This window comes from Pseudomonas sp. RIT623 (assembly GCF_004519305.1).
GTDB lineage: Bacteria > Pseudomonadota > Gammaproteobacteria > Pseudomonadales > Pseudomonadaceae > Aquipseudomonas.
Map to the genome: position 1 here is coordinate 287,332 of NZ_SOZA01000001.1, position 14,910 is coordinate 302,241.

At 63.9% G+C, this 14,910-nt stretch carries 12 protein-coding genes; 5 read left to right on the forward strand and 7 right to left on the reverse strand.

Going from position 1 to position 14,910, the window contains the following annotated elements; translation table 11 throughout:
- Window positions 1-65: 65 nt before the first annotated feature.
- Window positions 66-1,034, forward strand: a complete 969-nt coding sequence (locus tag E3U47_RS01360) for a GTP-binding protein (RefSeq protein WP_134689136.1) — start codon at window positions 66-68, stop codon at window positions 1,032-1,034.
- Here E3U47_RS01360 and E3U47_RS01365 read toward each other — a convergent pair whose 3' ends face one another.
- Window positions 1,035-1,427, reverse strand: coding sequence for a DUF3301 domain-containing protein (locus E3U47_RS01365; RefSeq protein WP_134689137.1), 393 nt, complete (start codon window positions 1,425-1,427; stop codon window positions 1,035-1,037).
- A gap of 120 nt (window positions 1,428-1,547) precedes the next feature.
- Here E3U47_RS01365 and pdxY point away from each other — a divergent pair, with 120 nt between their 5' ends.
- Window positions 1,548-2,420: a pyridoxal kinase PdxY gene (gene pdxY, locus E3U47_RS01370; protein WP_134689138.1), complete on the forward strand. Its 873-nt coding sequence runs from the start codon at window positions 1,548-1,550 to the stop codon at window positions 2,418-2,420.
- Here the strand turns inward: pdxY and E3U47_RS01375 are convergent.
- Window positions 2,417-2,902 carry an acyl-CoA thioesterase gene (locus tag E3U47_RS01375; protein WP_023629682.1) on the reverse strand — a complete coding sequence of 162 codons (486 nt, stop codon included), beginning with the start codon at window positions 2,900-2,902 and terminating at the stop codon, window positions 2,417-2,419. The genes pdxY and E3U47_RS01375 overlap by 4 nt on opposite strands.
- Window positions 2,903-3,226: 324 nt before the next feature.
- Here E3U47_RS01375 and E3U47_RS01385 point away from each other — a divergent pair, with 324 nt between their 5' ends.
- Window positions 3,227-4,984 (forward strand): cation:proton antiporter, encoded by a 1,758-nt coding sequence (locus tag E3U47_RS01385; RefSeq protein WP_134689140.1) that lies wholly within the window; start codon window positions 3,227-3,229, stop codon window positions 4,982-4,984.
- Between the two features lie 170 nt (window positions 4,985-5,154).
- Here the strand turns inward: E3U47_RS01385 and E3U47_RS01390 are convergent, their stop codons facing one another.
- From E3U47_RS01390 to uvrD, 3 genes are all read right to left on the reverse strand, one after another.
- Window positions 5,155-5,562 (reverse strand): SMI1/KNR4 family protein, encoded by a 408-nt coding sequence (locus E3U47_RS01390; RefSeq protein WP_134689141.1) that lies wholly within the window; start codon window positions 5,560-5,562, stop codon window positions 5,155-5,157.
- 113 nt (window positions 5,563-5,675) lie between these two features.
- The gene (locus E3U47_RS01395; RefSeq protein ID WP_134689142.1) at window positions 5,676-6,524 is read right to left on the reverse strand and encodes a Tim44 domain-containing protein; all 849 of its coding nucleotides are present in this window, start codon (window positions 6,522-6,524) and stop codon (window positions 5,676-5,678) included.
- 190 nt (window positions 6,525-6,714) lie between these two features.
- The gene (gene uvrD, locus E3U47_RS01400; RefSeq protein WP_134689143.1) at window positions 6,715-8,898 is read right to left on the reverse strand and encodes a DNA helicase II; all 2,184 of its coding nucleotides are present in this window, start codon (window positions 8,896-8,898) and stop codon (window positions 6,715-6,717) included.
- A 255-nt stretch (window positions 8,899-9,153) separates the two neighbouring features.
- On the opposite strand from uvrD, the gene E3U47_RS01405 reads away from it, so the two are divergent.
- On the forward strand, window positions 9,154-12,015 hold the full coding sequence (locus E3U47_RS01405; RefSeq protein ID WP_134689144.1) for a GGDEF domain-containing phosphodiesterase: 2,862 nt from the start codon (window positions 9,154-9,156) through the stop codon (window positions 12,013-12,015).
- Window positions 12,016-12,036: 21 nt separating this feature from the next.
- Here the strand turns inward: E3U47_RS01405 and E3U47_RS01410 are convergent, their stop codons facing one another.
- Together E3U47_RS01410 and zwf are read right to left on the reverse strand one after the other, a co-directional pair.
- On the reverse strand, window positions 12,037-12,354 hold the full coding sequence (locus E3U47_RS01410; RefSeq protein ID WP_134689145.1) for a hypothetical protein: 318 nt from the start codon (window positions 12,352-12,354) through the stop codon (window positions 12,037-12,039).
- Window positions 12,355-12,447: 93 nt separating this feature from the next.
- Window positions 12,448-13,890, reverse strand: a complete 1,443-nt coding sequence (gene zwf / locus E3U47_RS01415) for a glucose-6-phosphate dehydrogenase (protein WP_134689146.1) — start codon at window positions 13,888-13,890, stop codon at window positions 12,448-12,450.
- A 103-nt stretch (window positions 13,891-13,993) separates the two neighbouring features.
- Here zwf and hexR point away from each other — a divergent pair, with 103 nt between their 5' ends.
- Window positions 13,994-14,860, forward strand: coding sequence for a transcriptional regulator HexR (gene hexR, locus E3U47_RS01420; RefSeq protein WP_023630201.1), 867 nt, complete (start codon window positions 13,994-13,996; stop codon window positions 14,858-14,860).
- Window positions 14,861-14,910: the final 50 nt, after the last annotated feature.

Genomic DNA, 14,910 nt, shown 5'->3' on the forward strand with positions numbered 1-14,910 from the left:
CATCGTGGGACCAGCCACCCTGGCACAGGTTAGACTGATGCAACCTTCTTCGCCGATAGCCAATCATGCTGCGTAACATCCCCACCCATGTGATCGCCGGCCCCCTGGGCGCTGGCAAGACCAGCCTGGTCCATCACCTGCTCGACCAGCGCCCGGCGAACGAGCGCTGGGCAGTGCTGGTCAACGAGTTCGGCCAGATCGGCCTGGACGCCGCCTTGCTCAGTCGTGACGACGCCGGTATCGCCATTGGCGAGGTAGCCGGCGGTTGCCTGTGTTGCGTCAATGGCGCGCCATTTCAGGTCGGCCTGGCCCGCCTGCTGCGCCAGGCCCGCCCCGATCGGTTGTTGATAGAGCCATCCGGCCTTGGCCATCCGCTGCAACTGTTGGAACAACTGGGCCAGGCGCCATGGACCGGGGTACTGGCGGTACAGCCGCTACTGATGGTGCTGGATGGCGCGGCGCTGGCGCGTGGGGAGGTTTTGCCGCCTGCCCAGCAACAGGCGCTGGAGCGGGCGGGGCTGCTGGTTATCAACAAGGCGGATGCTGTGGATGAGCCCACACGCTTGTTGATAACTGCCCAGTTGCCCGAGGTGCCGGCCATCTGGGCCGAGTTTGGTGCGCTTTCCCTCGAGGAGTTGCCAGCATCGCTGGCGCAAGTTTCGGTAGCGCCGGCCACTTTGCCTGTGGACAACGGCACGGCGCCGTTACCTGCCTTGTGGGCAGACCCTCGCCAGCCGATCCGCCAGGACCAGCAAGGTGATGGCGGCTGGAGCATCGGCTGGCGCTGGCACCCCAGTCAGTGCTTCGATGAGACGGTATTGGGCCGGGTCCTTGAACAATGGCCGTGGCGCCGGGCCAAAGGGGTTATCCACAGCGCGGCTGGGTGGATGTCGTTCAACGGCCTGGAGAGGGGCGCACTGGACTGGCGCGCGAGCGAATGGCGCAACGACTCGCGGATCGAGCTGATCTTCGCCCGGCCGCAACCGTTGCAGGCCCTGCACGCTGCGATCGAGGCCTGTCGCCTGGACCACTGATCAATTGCGCCAGCGGTTATGCTCCTGGCGCCACTGCTGCATCTCGATGACATTGTCGGTGCGAGGCGGGGTCTTGATCTCGAAGGGGTAGGGCGCCAGTTCGATCTGCATGGTGTGGGCACCGAACTGGGTGACGGTGCCGGGGTGGCGCTGTTCGCCGGTGACGGTGAACTCGAAGTTGTAAATGCGCGCCAGGCGCTTGCGGCCATTGGCGTCACGGACCAGGCCGATGCGCTTGAGCGCCACGGCGTCGTCGAGCAGTTCCAGGTCGAGCTTGGCGCAATGCTGCTTGACCCGCGCCAGGGCCTTTTCGCGAAGCCCGTGGTTGTGCCACAGCCAGGCGCCTGCGGTCGCCACCAGCATCAGGACGAAAAGGTTTTCCAGGGTCAGCATTTGCGTAAGCTCCAGACAGGTCGATCCAGCTTAACTGCGTCTCTGGCCTGTCGTACAGATGGCAATCGGGTTCATACTGCGGGCCGCACACTTATTCACACAGTTTCGGAATTGTCCTGCATGAAACGTACGCCGCACTTGCTCGCCATTCAGTCCCATGTGGTCTTCGGACACGCTGGCAACAGCGCTGCGGTATTTCCCATGCAGCGGGTCGGGGTCAATGTCTGGCCGCTCAATACCGTGCAGTTCTCCAACCATACTCAGTATGGACAGTGGTCGGGGGAAGTGCTTGCCCCGGCGCAAATTCCAGCGTTGGTGGAAGGCATTTCCAACATTGGCGAGCTGGGCCACTGCGACGCGGTGCTGTCGGGTTACCTGGGCAGCGCCGAGCAAGGCCGGGCGATCCTCGCCGGTGTCGAGCGGATCAAGGCGGTGAACCCCAAGGCCCTGTACCTGTGCGATCCGGTCATGGGGCATGCCGAGAAAGGCTGCATCGTGCCGGCCGAGGTCAGTGAGTTCCTGCTCGAGCAGGCCGTGGCCAAGGCCGATATCCTGTGCCCCAACCAGCTCGAGCTGGACAGTTTCTGTGGCCGTCGCGCGCAGTCGCTGGAGGATTGCGTGGGCATGGCGCGCGGGTTGTTGGAGCGTGGGCCGCAGGTTGTGCTGGTCAAGCACCTGAATTATCCACAGCGCGCGGACGATGCCTTCGAGATGCTCCTGGTGACCCGCGAAGCCAGCTGGCATCTGCGTCGGCCACTGTTGGCGTTCCCGCGTCAGCCGGTAGGGGTGGGCGACCTGACGTCAGGGTTGTTCCTCGCCCGGGTGCTGCTTGGCGACAACTGGCTGCAAGCCTTCGAGTTCACCGCCGCTGCCGTGCATGAGGTGTTGCTGGAAACCCAGGCCTGCGCCAGCTATGAACTACAGCTGGTGCGGGCCCAGGATCGCATCGCCCACCCACGGGTACGCTTCGAGGCGCAGCGCCTGAACTTCTAGATCGAATCGGTCTTGAGGTTCTGGTAGCGCTGTTCCAGCTCCTGGCGGATCTGCCGGCGCTGCTGGCCTTGGAGGAAGCGGCGCTTCTCTTCGCTGCTCTGCGGTTGGCGCGGCGGCACTTTCACCGGACGGCGATCGTCGTCCACCGCGACCATGGTGAAGAAGCAGCTGTTGGAGTGGCGTACCGAGCGCTCGCGAATGTTCTCGGTGACCACCTTGATGCCCACTTCCATCGAAGTGTTGCCGGTGTAGTTGACCGATGCCAGGAAGGTGACCAGTTCACCGACATGCACTGGCTCGCGGAAGATCACCTGGTCCACCGACAGGGTCACCACATAGGTGCCGGCATAGCGGCTGGCGCAAGCATAGGCGACCTCGTCGAGGTACTTGAGCAGGGTGCCGCCGTGTACGTTGCCAGAGAAGTTGGCCATGTCCGGTGTCATCAGGACGGTCATGGTCAGCTGGGCGTTTCCAGGTTCCATAGAGAGCTCACGGTGAATTTGCGCTGAATCGGGGCGGGTATCTGCAGACACTTCTGTTCCCCTTTTTGAGGTTTCCCATCCTGGTACGGGACGTCGGCTGACGCTCCATCGTCACGCTGATTTTGCCATCGGCGGTGTCGGATCTGCCGATCTGTTTCTGCATATTGCATCGGCATTTTGCGGCAAGGCGCGATGTTAACCTGACGGGGCCCACGCAATGTGGGCTTTATGCGTCTATCACATCAGTATGTGCCTGCTCCGCGCCCTGGGCTTTTCCAGGGGAGGAGCGGTTCGCCCCCTGCACCCTACAAGGAGTATCACGCCATGCATGCCATCAGCTTCATCCAGGATCTGGCGGTGATCATGCTGGTCGCCGGGGTGGTCACCATTCTCTTCCACCGGCTCAAGCAGCCGGTGGTGCTGGGCTACATCGTCGCTGGCTTCATCATCGGCCCGCATACGCCGCCATTCGGCTTGATCCACGATGAAGACACCATCAAGACCCTTGCCGAACTGGGGGTGATCTTCCTGATGTTCTGCCTGGGCCTGGAATTCAGCCTGCGCAAGTTGTTCAAGGTTGGCGCCACGGCATTCATCGCCGCCTTCCTGGAAATCGTCCTGATGATCTGGATCGGTTTCGAGATCGGCCGCTGGTTCGGCTGGAACACCATGGACTCGCTGTTCCTCGGCGCGATCCTGGCGATCTCCTCGACCACCATCATCGTCAAGGCGCTCAACGACCTGAAGATGAAGAACGAGCGCTTCGCCCAACTGATCTTCGGTGTGCTGATCGTCGAGGACATCCTCGGTATCGGTATCATCGCCCTGTTGTCGGGCATAGCGGTCAGCGGCACGGTGAGTTCCGGCGAGGTGTTCTCGACGGTGGGCAAGCTGTCGCTGTTCATGATCGTCGCGCTGGTCGTTGGCATCCTGTTGGTACCGCGGCTGCTGGCCTACGTGGCCAAGTTCGAAAGCAACGAGATGCTGCTGATCACCGTGCTGGGGCTGTGCTTCGGTTTCTGCCTGCTGGTGGTCAAGCTGGAGTACAGCATGGTGCTGGGCGCCTTCCTGATTGGCGCGATCATGGCTGAGTCGCGCCAGTTGCTGAAGATCGAGCGCCTGATCGAACCGGTTCGCGACCTGTTCAGCGCAATTTTCTTCGTTGCCATCGGCCTGATGATCGACCCTTCGATCCTGCTCGAATACGCCTGGCCAATCGTGGTGATCACCCTGGCGGTGGTGCTGGGCAAGATGCTCTCGTGTGGGCTGGGCGCGTTCATTGCCGGGAACGACGGACGCACGTCGCTGCGGGTGGGCATGGGCCTTTCGCAGATCGGTGAGTTCTCTTTCATCATTGCCGCCTTGGGCATGACCTTGCAGGTCACCAGTGACTTCCTCTATCCGGTGGCAGTCGCGGTGTCGGCCATCACTACCTTGCTCACGCCTTACCTGATCCGCGCCGCCGACCCGTTGTCGCTGAGGCTTGGCAAGGTGGTGCCCAGCCGCCTGGCGCGGGTGCTGTCGCTGTATGGCGAGTGGCTGCGCAGCATTCAGCCCCAGGGCGAAGGGGCCATGCTGGCGGCGATGATCCGGCGCATTTTGCTGCAGGTGGGGGTCAACCTGGCGCTGGTCATCGCGATCTTCTTCAGTGGCGGTTACTTCGCCGGGCGGATCGGCGCCTGGCTCAGCGAGTGGGTCGTTGATGCCGGTCAGCAGAAGGCGCTGATCTGGGGCGCGGCGTTGCTGCTGTCGCTGCCGTTCCTGATTGCCGCATATCGCAAGCTCAAGGCGCTGTCGATGCTGTTGGCAGAGATGGGGGTCAAGCCGGAGATGGCCGGGCGGCACACCCAGCGGGTCCGGCGGGTGATTGCCGAGGTGATTCCGCTGTTGTCGCTACTGGTGATCTTCCTGCTACTGTCGGCCTTGTCAGCGAGCATCCTGCCGACCAGCGAGCTGTTGCTGGTCATCGCGGTGGTGGCGGCGGTGGTGGTGGCGTTGCTGTGGCGCTGGCTGATTCGCGTGCATACACGCATGCAGGTGGCCTTGCTGGAAACCCTGGAAAACAACCGCGAGCCGCACTGAGCGGTAATCGCTTTCTGCGCGAGTTTTCACCGTCGTCCGAGGGGATGGAGCGGTAGCGATGTCGCCAGGCGCAGAAAGCCTGGCGATAGTAGGCGCTTTAATGGCTATAAGCCATTATTTTTCCTGTGTTTATTCTGTTCATGACATGCCATTACACAGGGGCGCAAGGATCAGCTCTCCAGCCAGACATCCCGCGCCCAATGCCACACCGATTCCCAGCTTTCCTCGGTGACGATCTCCTCTGCGCCAGACCACAGCACCACGGTGCCGTCCTCTTCGACGCAGTAGAAATCGTCTCCGTCCTGGCAGATCGGAATGAGGTCGCGGGGCACGCCGGCGTCCCAGGCATTGGCTGCGACCTCCGGCAGGTAGGTATGGGATTGCGGGTCGGTCACGGTCACCGGCTCGAGGCTGCCGTATACCACGTCACTGACGGTCAGCAGGTATTCCTTGAACACGAAGGGGATGTTGATGAACAGCTGTTCCTCGATCTCCACCAGTTGATCTTCGTCCGGCAGTTCCAGCGGCACCGGTACCGGCTCGTTGGCTTCACGGAGTTGTTCGATCACTTCTTCCACGGTTCACATCCTCTGACCTTATGACAACGCTGCGCGTTATACCCTAGTAGGCCGCTCTGGCAAAAGCAAAAACCCCGGGACAGGCCCGGGGTTTTTTCTGCAACGTGCGACGGTTAACCGTTTTGACGGATACCGGCCAGCAGCCAAGGCTGGTTTTCGCCATGGGCGCGAACCATGTGCCAGCTTTCGCTGAAGGCTTCGCCCTGGTCGAAACGCGAGGTCTTCGACACGCCACGGAAGGTCAGGGTGGCGTCGGTTTGGTCGGTGCGCTCGTCGACGCCGTCCAGTTGCACATCGAGGTCGTCGATGTAGGTGGACTGGAAGCCTTCACCCTGTTCAGCGCGCTCGCGCTTGAGGAAGTCGAGCATCTGCGGGGTGACGAACTCGGCGATCTTGTCCATTTCGTTGGCGTCCCAGTGCTGCTGCAGCGACTGGAAGTGCGAACGGGCGGCCGCCAGGAAGCTGGCTTCGTTGAACCAGGCCGGGGCGTTGATCGCCGGGGCGGCGGCCGGAGCGGCGGAACCACCGAAGATCGACTGCGGGGCGGCCTGCGGCTGGGCTTCGCGCTGGTACGGAGCGTGGCCGGCGGCAGCGTGTTGCGGCTGCTGTTGGCGACGGCGCGCGGCGATGAAGCGGAACACCAGGAAGGCGATCAGGCCCATGATCAGGAAGTCGAGGATCTGCATGCCCTGGAAGCCGTCGCCCATGAACATGGAGGCCAGCAGGCCGCCAGCGGCGAGGCCGGCCAGCGGGCCCAGCCAGCGCGAAGCGCCACTGGCGGCTGCCGGTGCGCGGCCTGGAGCGGTAGGTGCGGCGGCAGGCGTGGTCGGGGTGGCCTGGCGGGTCTGGTGGATAGGCGCGGAGCCCGAGCTCTTGCCACCACCGAAGCGCTTGGCGTTGGCGTCGAGGCTCAGCGTCAGGCCGACGCAGAGCGCCAGAGCGATGCTAAGAAAACGTTGCATAAGATGGGGATTCCCGTTTGTGTGGATTGCACGCGCGTCATGGTGCACATGAACTGACAGACATAGCCAGCGACAAGATGTTTCGAGCTTTTGCCTGATTGGCCGGAAGTGCGTGTTACCTGTAGGAGCGGCCTTGTGTCGCGAAAGGGCCGCAAAGCCGCTCCTACATGAGGTGTGCCGTTCAGTTCGGTCATATGGCTTCCAGCTTGGCGTAACCGAGCATCAGCCACTTGCTACCTTCGGAGAAATTCACCTGCACCCGGGCCTGGGCGCCGGACCCCTCGAAGTTGAGGATCACCCCCTCGCCGAATACCGCATGCTGCACCCGTTGGCCCAGATTGAATGCGGTCTGCGGGATGTTGGCATTGGCGAACAGGCTGCTGGCGGGTGTCTTGGCGCCGCCGAACGGGCGGCTGACAGTGTTCGACAGGCGCACTTCCTGCACCAGCCCGGCCGGAATCTCGCGGACGAAACGCGACACCTTGTTGTAGGTCTCGCTGCCATACAGGCGACGGGTCTCGGCGTAGGTCATCACCAGCTGACGCATGGCCCGGGTGATGCCGACATAGGCCAGGCGGCGCTCCTCTTCGAGGCGCCCGGGTTCTTCCAGGCTCATCTTGTGCGGGAACAGGCCTTCCTCCATGCCCACCAGGAACACGTAGGGGAACTCCAGGCCCTTGGCGCTGTGCAGGGTCATCAGCTGGATGCTGTCCTCGTGCTCGTCGGCCTGGGTGTCGCCGGCCTCCAGCGATGCGTGGCCGAGGAAGGCCGACAGCGGCGACAGGTCGGCGTCTTCGTCGCTGGTTTCGAAGTTGCGCGCGGCGCTGACCAGTTCCTCAAGGTTTTCCACCCGGGCCTGGCCTTTCTCGCCCTTTTCTTCCTGGTGGTAGATGATCAGCCCGGATTGCTCGATGACGGTCTGGGTCATCAGGTGCAGCGGCATGTCCAGGACCTTGGCCGCGAGGTTCTCGAGCAGTTCGATGAATGCCCCCAGGGCGCTGGCGGCACGGCCCTTGAGGGCCTTGGCGGCAAGCAGCTGGCACATGGCGTCCCACATCGACAGCTGGCTGTGCCGGGCGTGTTCGCGGATCGCCTCGACGGTTTTCTCGCCGATGCCGCGCGGCGGCACGTTGATCACCCGCTCCAGCGCGGCGTCGTTGCCGCGGCCTTCGAGCAGGCGCAGGTAGGCCATGGCGTTCTTGATCTCGGCGCGCTCGAAGAAGCGCTGGCCGCCATAGATGCGGTAGGGCACGCGCTCGCGCAGCAGGGCCTCTTCCAGCACCCGCGACTGGGCGTTGGAGCGGTACAGGATGGCGATCTCGTTGCGCGCGCTGCCCTGCTTGATGATGCTTTCGATGGTCTCGACCACGTAGCGCGCTTCGTCGTGCTCGTTGTACGCGGCGTACAGCGTGAGCGGTTCGCCCTCGCCCATGTCGGTCCACAGTTCCTTGCCCAGGCGCCCGCTGTTGTTGGCGATCAAGGCGTTGGCGGCCTTGAGGATGCCGCCGGTGGAGCGGTAGTTCTGCTCCAGGCGGATCAGCTCGGCGTCGGGGAAGTCGGCGGTGTACTGGTGGATGTTCTCGATCTTGGCGCCGCGCCAGCCGTAGATCGACTGGTCGTCGTCGCCCACCGCCATCAGGCTGTCGCCGCCGCAAGCGAGCAGGCGCAACCAGGCGTATTGCACGGCGTTGGTGTCCTGGAACTCGTCCACCAGGATGTGCCGGAAGCGGCGCTGGTAGTGGTGCAGCAGGTCTGGCTGGTCGCGCCACAGGTCGAGGGCGCGTAGCAGCAGTTCGGAGAAATCGATGACCCCGGCGCGATCACAGGCCTGTTCGTAGGCCACATAGATGTCGCGCATGGTGGCCAGGAACAGGTCGCCGCTGGCCTGGATGTGGCGCGGGCGCAGGCCCTCGTCCTTCTGCCCGTTGATGAACCACTGGACCTGGCGCGCCGGCCACTTTTGCTCGTCCAGGCCCATCTCGCGGATCACCCGCTTGATCAGGCGCTGCTGGTCGTCGCTGTCGAGGATCTGGAAGTTCTGCGCCAGGCCTGCTTCCTGCCAGTGGGCGCGCAGCAAGCGATGCGCCAGGCCGTGGAAGGTACCCACCCACATGCCGGCTGGGTTGATACCCAGCAGTTGCTCGATACGCTGGCGCATTTCCGCCGCGGCCTTGTTGGTGAAGGTCACCGACAGGATCGAATGCGCCGAGGCCTGTTCGACCTGGATCAGCCAGGCGATACGGTGCACCAGCACCCGGGTCTTGCCCGAGCCGGCGCCGGCCAATACCAGTTGGCGCCCCTGCGAGGCGGCTACGGCCTGGCGTTGGGCGTCGTTGAGGGAGTTCAGCAGGAGGGAGAGGTCATCATTGTGCATCCGGGCATTCTATGGCCGCGCGCAGGCAGGGGCAAACGCCGGCGGCGCAAATCGCCACGGGTTCGTCCAACCGTTCATCGGCGCCGCTGGCCAGGGCCCGTGGTTGAGCGGTCGCAGTTAGACGGATGGGACATTTTCGAAATCATGACGCAGAGCAGTTTGGTCCGAGGCGACGCTTGTGTATGCTCGCTGCACATTTGCGGTTTGCCATAACAAGAACACCACAAGAACCCAGGCCATATGACCCAGGATTGCATGGCGATCGGAGCATCGCCGCAGACGACACGGAGCGTTCGCAGGCAATTCGCCACGCAGCTGTCGATCGAGCGTACCCGCCTGCTTTATCAGGGCTCCTTGCTGCCCACGTTGTTCATGCTGCTCAACGGCTTGCTGTGCGCCTGGTTGCTTTGGAGCCCTGGGCGCTACCTGCTGGTGGGCGTGTGGTTGGCCTGGCTGCTGGCGTTGGTGGCGCTGCGGGTGATTCAGGTGGCGGCGTTCGAGCGCGCCACCCCGGTACGTCAGGCCAGGCCGGCTTGGCGACGGATGTTCCTGCTCGGCTCGGCCTTCAGCGGCCTGACCTTGGCCTGCGCGGCGATTGCCCTGGCGCCGGTGGACAACTTCGTGCAGCAGGCCTGGGTGTTCGGCCTGCTCGGCGCGGCGGCGCTGTCGGCCAGCGTCGCCTACGCCGTCAGCCTGCCGGCGTTTCTCAGTTTCGCCCTGCCTTGCCTGTTGCCGCCGGTCGCTTTTCTGTTCGTCTACGACGCCGGCCACCTGCGGGGCTGGGGCTGGCTTGGATTGATCCTGCTGGCGGCGTTCGTGGTGGTGGCCTGGCAGGTCAACCGGTTGATCGAGCGCGGCCTGCTGCGGCGGTTTCAGAACCAGGCGCTGATCGAGCACCTGCAAAGTGCCCAACGGCACGGCGAGGACCTCAATCACCAACTCAGCGCCGAGGTGCGTCAGCGCCGTCAGGCCGAGGACGAACTGCGCCAAGCCCAGGCTGGCCTGGAGCAGCGGGTGGCCCAGCGCAGCCACGAGCTGGACCTGGCCATCCAGGCCCTGAGCAAGAGCGAGCAACGCCTGGCCCTGGCACTGCAAGCCAGCGAGCTGGGCCTGTGGGACTGGAACCTGGAGACCGACGAGGTCCACCACACCCAACTGCACGCGCTGTTCGGCCTGGACGCCGAGCAGGTGCGCACGGTGGCCGCCGACCTCAAGCCGCGCCTGCACCCCGATGACCTGCCGCTGTTGCGCCGGACCCTGGTCGAACACCTCAAGGGCCGCACCGAGGACTATCGCGTCGAGTACCGCGTGCGCCACGCCCAGGGCCACTGGTGCTGGATCGAGGACCGCGGCCGGGCGGTGGAGAGCGACGCCGCGGGCAAGGTCCTGCGCATGCTTGGCACGCGCCGCGACATCACCGCGCAAAAAGAACAGGAAGAGCAGCAACGCCTGGCGGCCACGGTGTTCGAGGCGGCCAGCGAAGGCATCGCCATCCTTGATGCCGAGTTCCAGTTGTTGGCGGTCAACCAGGCGTTCTGCGACGTCACCGGCTATGGCCGCGCCGAACTGATCGCCCGCAACGCCCTGGAGCTGCCTTGCAGCCGCGATGCGCGGCGCCACAGCCAGGCCATCGACCAGGCGCTGGAGCAGCAGGGACGCTGGCAGGGCGAGCTGGTCGAGGCGCGCAAGAACGGCGAGCTGTACCCGCAATGGCTGCAGCTCAACAGCGTGCGTGACGGCCGGGGCAAGATCGTCAATATCGTCGGCTTCTTCACCGACCTGTCGGCGCGCCGTGAGTCGGAAGAGCGGCTGCGCTACCTGGCGCACTACGACGAGCTCACCGGCCTTGCCAACCGCGCGCTGTTCCGCCTGCGCCTGCACGAGGCGGCGCAGCGCATCCGCCTGAACGGCCGGAGCCTGGCGCTGCTGCATGTCGACCTGGACCGCTTCAAGCTGCTCAACGAAAGCCTGGGCCACGAGCTGGCCGACCAGTTGCTGAAGAAGATGGCACAGCGCCTGGCCAATGCGGTACCCGAGGCCGACACCGTGGCGCGGCTGTCCGGCGACGAGTTCGCGGTGTTGTTCGATGGCTACACCAACCTGTCCAGCCTGGTGCGCGTCACCAGCCGTTTGCTGGACAAGCTGCGCGTACCGCAGCGGGTGGGCGGGCACGAGGTCGTGATCAGCGCCTCGGTGGGTATCAGCCTGCTGTCTGACGCCAACTTCGACCTCAATGCGCTGCTCAGCCAGGCCGACATGGCCAAGCAGCACGCCAAGCACCTGGGCGGCGACAGCTTCCAGTTCTACACCGAGAGCCTGCGCGCCAGCACCCTGGAGCGACTGCAACTGGAGAACCAGTTGCGCAAGGCGATCGACGAGGGGCAGTTGCTGGTCTACTACCAGCCCAAGCTGTGCTTGCGCACCGGGCAGTTGCACGCGGCCGAGGCGTTGGTGCGTTGGCAGCACCCTGACTGGGGCATGGTGCCGCCCAGCGAGTTCATCGGCCTGGCCGAGGAAACCGGGCTGATCGCGCCGATGGGTGAGTTCGTCCTGCGCCAGGCTTGCTGGCAGGCTTGCGAATGGTTGCGCCAGGGCATGGAAGTGCGGGTTTCGGTGAATTTGTCGGTGTATCAATTGCGCCAGGGCAAGTTGGTCAGCCTGGTGCGCCAGGTCCTGCAGGAGTCGGGGCTGGCGCCACATCTGCTGGAGCTGGAACTGACCGAAAGCCAGTTGATCGACAGCGTCGAGCACATCATCGTCACTTTCGAGCAGTTACATGCCTTGGGCGTGAAGCTGGCCATCGACGATTTTGGCACCGGTTATTCGTCGTTGAGTTATCTCAAGCGCTTCCCGGTGGACTACGTCAAGATCGATCAGGCGTTCATCCGCGGTCTGCTCGACGGCAGCCAGGACGCGGCCATTACCCGGGCGATCATCGCCATGGCCAAGAGCCTGCAATTGAAGGTCGTGGCCGAGGGCGTGGAAACCCTGGAGCAACTGGCATTCCTGCGCGAGCACGGCTGCGATGAAGTCCAGGGTTACCTGATCAGCAGGCCGGTGGACGCCGCTGCGTTCAAGGCCTTGTTGCAGCAACCACACACTCAATGGAAAGCCTGAGAGGTGGTTGCAACACATTGATCAGTGGGTTTCGGTGATTTCGGTGATGCTGGTGATCAGCTTGCCATCGTGGAAGATATCCACTTTAGGAATGTTGCCGTGATCGCCCGACAGTTCAAGGCTGACGGTCTTGTCGGTCACCACTTGAGTGAAGAAGCCATCAGCCTTGCTGACGTTAAGGTCCAGCGCCAGGGCCAAGGACTTGTCCTGGCGTGCGCGGACACTCAGTTCGGCATTGATGCCTGGGTGGCCGACGGTGACGGTGCCGGAAACCACAAAGCGGGCGTTGCCTGGCATTTTGTCGTTCTGTGCGGTCCAGTTCTTGGTTTCGATATACATGGTTTTGCTGCCTCGTTTGGTAGGGCGACGTGGAATACGTCGCCTGGGGTGAGGATCAGCGAATCAGGGGTCCCCTCGGCAGAGGGAGATCTTTCAGCTATGCCAATGGCTCCCTTGGCGTGCCAACAAGCTGTTGGCCTGCTCCGGGCCATTGCTGCCAGCGGGGTAGGGGCGCGGGGCCTGGAAGTGCTCTTGCCAGCCTTGCAGGATCGGGTCGATCCAGGCCCAGGCGGCCTCGACTTCGTCGCGGCGCATGAATAGCGTCGAATCGCCTTCCAGCACATCCAGCAGGAGGCGTTCGTAGGCCTCCCAACGGCGAGTCTGGGCGAAGGCCTGGGCCAGGTTGAGGTCCAGCTCGACCGGTGCCAGGCGCATGCCCTTGCCCGGGCTCTTGGTCATCATGCGCAGGCTGATGTGCTCGTCCGGCTGCAACTGGATCAGCAACTGGTTGACCTGCCCGCCACTGAACAACTCATGGGGCACGGGCTTGAACTGGATGACGATTTGCGACGAGCGCCGCGCCATGCGCTTGCCGGTGCGCAAGTAGAACGGCACCCCGGCCCAGCGCCAGTTCTCGACGTGCGCCTGCACCGCGACGAAGGTCTCGGTATCGCTGTCGTTGTCCACATCCTTCTCGAAGTAGTAGGCAGGGACTTCCTGGCCGCCGATCTTGCCAGTGGCGTATTGCCCGCGCACGGTCTTGTCCTGTACGTCTTGGCCGGTGATCGGCTTGAGCGCGCGGAGGACCTTCACCTTCTCGTCGCGTACCGCCTCGGCCTCGAACTGCGCCGGCGGCTCCATGGCCACCAGGCACAGCAGCTGCAGCAGGTGGTTCTGCAGCATGTCGCGGGTGGCGCCGGCCCGGTCGTAGTAGGCGCCGCGGTTTTCCACGCCAAGGGTCTCGCACACGCTGATCTGCACATGATCGACCTGGCTGTTGCGCCACACCGGCTCCAGCAGGGCATTGGCGAAGCGCAGGGCCATGAGGTTCTGCACTGTCTCCTTGCCCAGGTAGTGGTCGATGCGGAATACCTGGGACTCGTCGAACACCGCGCCGATCGCCTCATTGATGGCGGTGGCCGATTCCAGCGAATGGCCGATGGGCTTCTCCAGCACGATGCGCGCCTCGCTGTCGGCCAGGCCGGCGATGCGCAGGTGGTTGGCGATGGGGACGAACAGCTTGGGCGCGGTGGCCAGGTAGTAGATACGGGTCAGCCCGCCGGGCTCGCCCAGATAGCGGGCCAGGCGACCGAAGTCGGCGCTTTGCGCGGCATCCATGGGGAAGTAGTCCAGCCGCGCCGAAAAGCGCTGCCAGACATCCTCGTCGAAATCCTGGCGGGCGATCTGTGCCCGGCAATGGCGCTCGGCGAGCTTGACGTAGTCGTTGCGCGGCAGTGGCCGCCGAGCCAGGGCAATGATCCGCACGGCGTTGTGTAGACGGGCCTCGCGATACAGGTGGTAGAGCGCCGGCAGCAGTTTGTGCAGGGCCAGGTCGCCCGTACCGCCGAAAACCAGGATGTCGCAAGGAATAGTCAAACCACCACTCTCCACGTTCGTTTAGCTGGGCGGGTTGGCAAGCATGTAGTATAACTACAAGAAAGCTACATCCCGGCACGCCGATCATAACCGAGTCCAGCCCGTGAATCTGTTGCAACATATCGACCAATCGCGGCACCTGCTGCGCAAATCGGAACTCAAAGTGGCCGACCACGTGCTGCTAGATCCGGCTGCCGTCATGCACAGCTCGATGGCCGACCTGGCGCACAGCGTGGGAATCAGCGAGCCGACCATCGTGCGTTTCTGCCGGGCGATCGGTTGCTCGGGCTTCCAGGACCTCAAGCTCAAGCTGGCGCAGAGCCTGGCCGCCGGGGCCAGTTTCGGCCAGTTCGCCATCCATGAAGACGACTCGGTCGCCGACTACAGCCTGAAGATCTTCGACACCACCCTGCACACGCTGATGGAGGTGCGCGAGCACCTCGATCCACAGGCCTTGCAGCAGGCGGTGACGGCCATGGCCCAGGCCCAGCGCGTGGAGTTCTACGGTTTCGGTGCGTCCGGGGCGGTGGCGGCCGATGCCCAGCACAAGTTCTTCCGTCTGTTGCTCAGCGCCGCGGCCTATTCCGACCCGCACATGCAGGCGATGTCGGCGGTGACCTTGAAACCGGGCGACGTGGCCGTGTGTATCTCGCAGTCGGGGCGCTCGAAGGATCTGCTGATCACCGCCAACCTGGTGCGCGAGAGCGGCGCCAACCTGATCACCCTGTGCCCGAGCCAGACGCCGCTGGCCGAACTGTCGACGGTCAACCTGGCCATTGACGTGCACGAAGACACCGAGATCTACACCCCGCTGACCTCGCGCATCGCCCACCTGGTGGTGATCGACGTGCTGGCCATGGGCGTGGCCATGGCCCGCGGGCCGAGCCTGGTCAACCACCTCAAGAGCGTGAAGCGCAGCTTGCGCAGCCTGCGCCTGTCGCCCAAGTCGATCAAGGCCACCGACGACTGACCTGCACGCTGTTCGTGCATGCGACTGGCGTGGGAGCGGGCTTATCCTCA

Coding starts and splice junctions, on each gene's coding strand:
- E3U47_RS01360 (WP_134689136.1), top strand. CDS start 66: ATGCTGCGTAACATCCCCACCCATGTGATCGCCGGCCCCCTGGGCGCT.
- E3U47_RS01385 (WP_134689140.1), top strand. CDS start 3,227: ATGCATGCCATCAGCTTCATCCAGGATCTGGCGGTGATCATGCTGGTC.
- E3U47_RS01410 (WP_134689145.1), bottom strand. CDS start 12,354: ATGTATATCGAAACCAAGAACTGGACCGCACAGAACGACAAAATGCCA.
- E3U47_RS01365 (WP_134689137.1), bottom strand. CDS start 1,427: ATGCTGACCCTGGAAAACCTTTTCGTCCTGATGCTGGTGGCGACCGCA.
- E3U47_RS01405 (WP_134689144.1), top strand. CDS start 9,154: ATGGCGATCGGAGCATCGCCGCAGACGACACGGAGCGTTCGCAGGCAA.
- uvrD (WP_134689143.1), bottom strand. CDS start 8,898: ATGCACAATGATGACCTCTCCCTCCTGCTGAACTCCCTCAACGACGCC.
- pdxY (WP_134689138.1), top strand. CDS start 1,548: ATGAAACGTACGCCGCACTTGCTCGCCATTCAGTCCCATGTGGTCTTC.
- E3U47_RS01395 (WP_134689142.1), bottom strand. CDS start 6,524: ATGCAACGTTTTCTTAGCATCGCTCTGGCGCTCTGCGTCGGCCTGACG.
- E3U47_RS01375 (WP_023629682.1), bottom strand. CDS start 2,902: ATGGAACCTGGAAACGCCCAGCTGACCATGACCGTCCTGATGACACCG.